Genomic DNA, 3,736 nt, shown 5'->3' on the forward strand with positions numbered 1-3,736 from the left:
TTGTATTTGGTTGAAACCCGCTCGGTTGTCATACCGCCCAGGTCATTGAGCTGTCTGACCGATTGGACCGGACGGTACTCAGCATCATAATACGTGGTCGTAACCAGCCAGGAAGCGTCATTCAGCCTGCGGGTACCGCTTCCGGTTTGTTGGGATTTTACAGCTCCATTGGCAGAAACGGAAAGACGGTCCACATATACCTGGTTTGAAGGGAAGGAGTAACCATCGTAATAATAGGCATTCAAAACATCGCCGGCGCTTACATTTGGGAGTGTTCCGTTAAAAGTATAACCAATTGCATTTGTAGTTGTGGTTTCATGATGTCCTGCGCTTGCATTGAAGGCCGTTTGCAAAGTCGCACGGTTATCAGTAGTGGTGAATTCGCCGTCCATGATCTTACGGTTGAGTGCATCGTATTTGATGAAGCTCCAAACGGGCGTCGGGGTGCGAGCACGCTGGTTTGCGTCCTGCGACATGACCAGCCTGTCGAATTTATCATAAACCATTTCAACCTTGCCTGAGCCGGGGACCTGTTTGCCGATCATCCTTCCGCGCTCATCATAGTCATATAAAAATGCAAAGTCTGCGCTGGCATTAGTCTGGTATTCGGGTTGCAGCACAGCCCGCAGCAGTCCGTAGTCGTCGTATACATAATAGGTAGCCAATGCTTCACTTCCCGCTTTTTTACAAACAACCCTGCCTTTTGTATCGGTAAATTCTACGTTGATCTTTCCATTTTCGTCGGTCGTCTGGGTTTTATATAGTTTTCCGGCGGTATAGGTCCCGCCGTCGCCTATACTTGTACCATAGGTGTACTTTTTCACCTCGCTGCCATCATTGGCAGAATAGATAATGCTTGCGGATGTACTTTTATTTCCGGGAGCTCGTGAGCCTGTCGGACGGGACGAAGGTGACGGCTCAAAGGTGGTTTCTACATAGGGCCTGCCCAGGTCAGAGCTTTCCAATTGGGGAGAATTTCCGCTGTAAAAACTGGTTTGGTTCGTGATCGCTGTTGCCTGATAAGCCCCGCTCCCATTTACAGCATAGGGCAAAAAAGACTTCGGCTGTCTGCCATAAGCGTCATATTCCATTGGCTGGACAATGTCGGTACCCGCAGTGCTTTGCCCAACCGATACGGCTTGAATAGGTCTGCCAAGTCCGTCGAGATACTGGACCTGGATATTGACTTTGCTAACGTCATTGACCGCAGCGCCAGTCTGCTTAAAACTCCGGGAGAGAACATAATTCTGGCTCCCGGTCTGCGCATTGGCCCGAAGGCCCAGCACAGTGATAATAATGGCGAAACTATATTTTACAAGATGTTTCATTGCTGTGATCTGGGTAAGGGTTATTGTTTAACAATACGGTAGGTGGCCGCTGATCCGTTGGTAAATACCATCTTGATCAGATATGTCCCGTCGGGCAGTGCACTGACGTCAATTCCATCCTCTGATAATGAGTCGGTTTCAAACACCAGGGTGCCTTTCACGTTAAACAACTGCAAATTTTTCAAAGAAACGGAATCATTGATTTCCAAATGCAACCGGTCTTTGACGGGGTTTGGGTAAATCAGTACCTGGGCCTGCGCAGCAGGTGGGGTGAAGAGCTCTTCTACGGCCATACGCGCTGTCGGGCATCCAACGGGATCCAGGCGGTAGCTTTGGTGAGCCGCTCCCCATAACGGCCATAACACCGTATAATTGCCCTCAGTAGAAACTCCGCCGCCCAGCTCCATAACCAGCGAAGGGTTGGCTTTGGAGGCAAAACTGTATGTATTGGCTACACTTGTAGGGCTCAAATACCACTTTTGAGCGGTTGTTCCCGTCCAGTTTTGCAGAAAAGTACCTGACCAATCAATAATAGGAGCCGCAGGTTCCCAGACCTTGTTTGCTGAAATTGAAAGGATTTTGTAAGAGTCTCCATCAACACCGGTTAGCTGAAATATTTGATTGCTATTGGTTGTTGGAGAGTATATTCTGATTCTTGCGCCAAGAGCATCCGATTCGTTTTGCAGACGACTACCATAGACATTAAAAGTATAACAGCCATTGGCAACAACATAACTTCCTCCCGCCTGCACGGTAAGCGTAAATGTAACAGTTTTAGAAGTACAACCTGACTTATTGGCTATAATGGTGTACTGAAAACTTCCCGTGCTACCTGGGACCCTAAAAGTCTTGGAAGCACCTGTACCGGATACATTTATACCAGTCCACGTGTAGGTCACACCTATGCAGCCCGTTCCTGTGCACGTTGGTGTCAGCGTAATTTGCTGGCCCATAGTTGGAGACAAATTATTCGAACCGCCTGGGACCGTAACCGTAAAGTCGCAGTCTGGTCCAATGGCTGGACAAGTGACCGGATCCAACCTGTATCTCTGGTGAGCTGCCCCCCAAAGCGGCCATAACACCGTGTAGTTGCCAGCGGTGGACATTCCCCCTCCTAACTCCATAACCAGAGACGGGTTTGCTTTTGAAGCAAAATAATATTCATTGACATCACTACTTGGACTCAGATACCATTTCTGTGCTGTGGTTCCCGTCCAATCCTGAAGGTAGGTGCCAGACCAGTCTAATATAGGAGTTGAAGGCTCCCATACTTTGTTGGCAGATGCTGAAAGAATTTTATATGAATCGCCATCAATACCTGTCAGCTGAAATATCTGATTATTATTGGTTGTAGGATCATATACTCTTATCCTGGCACCAAGATCATCTGACTCGTTTTGTAGACGGCTATTGTAAACATTTAGAGTGTAACAGCCATTTGCTACAACATAGGTCCCCCCGGCTTTTACTGCCAAAGTGATCGTATCACGTTTGATCGCACAGCCGCCTTTGTTAGCCGTAACTATGTATTGGAAATTTCCAGTGCTTCCAGGTGCAAAAAGTGTCTTGGATGCGCCTGTCCCAGATACACCGAGTCCGGTCCAGGTGTAGGTTACCCCGCTGCAGTCCGTTCCTGCACAAACTGCGGTTAGGACAATAGACTTGCCCATTGTAGGCAAGGAGTCCGTGGCAGTGGCGGTAACGCCGTAGTTGCATGTTGCTCCATCGGCTAACAAAGATACAGCAGCAGGCTGCACTATCCCCGTTGGAGTTGTTGAGCCGCATGCAATGTTTTGCCCCGCATAGTTGTAGCAGAAAGAGGACCGTACTTTACCCGCGTTGTCCTTAATGTAAGCAAGCCGGCCAGACGCGTCATATTCGTACACAAGACTTTTCCCAGCTGCATCTATCGTTTTGGATACACCAACAAGCGGCGTATATAAGTATGAGGTAACCTGTGCTGCGGGTAGCGCAATACGTACTGCATCCAGTTTGGACTGAATCGCAATGGTCCCGGTCATAGCGGCCATGTCAGTAAAGGATGTTCCGCCCAAAGCAGAGAGAACCGCAGCATTATCGGCATTCTGGATTTCTGCAACCGGATGCTGGCCTTTGTATGACCACAGATAGGATTGGTTAACACCACCATTGATAAGCAGGCTCAACGGGTTTCCCTGCGTATCGTAATGCGTATATTTTAGCGTCTCCCTGTAGGAGGTAGATGCGGTTTCATCGGTAGTACCATCATAATTAGAAAAAGTAGCAACAGAACCGTTTAACCCATTAAACCTGAATTTTTTATACGGTAAAAGCAACGCTGATTTATTGGCATTTCCCGTGAATGATTTATAGGTGGTAACATTGGCATCGGTCACTTTTCTATCAGAAGGAGACTTCTCAAGGGTTGT

General features: G+C 48.0%; 2 protein-coding genes. Both read right to left on the minus strand.

The features are described from left to right. Window positions 1-1,328 (minus strand): DUF6443 domain-containing protein (locus tag RB622_RS29880; RefSeq protein ID WP_308050507.1); only part of this gene is annotated, 1,328 nt, incomplete at its 3' end. Between the two features lie 20 nt (window positions 1,329-1,348). Further along, window positions 1,349-3,736: RICIN domain-containing protein (locus RB622_RS29885; RefSeq protein ID WP_308050508.1), on the minus strand; the 2,388-nt coding region annotated here is incomplete at its 5' end.

This window comes from Dyadobacter sp. LHD-138 (genome assembly GCF_030929615.1).
In the GTDB taxonomy this organism is placed as follows: Bacteria; Bacteroidota; Bacteroidia; order Cytophagales; family Spirosomataceae; genus Dyadobacter.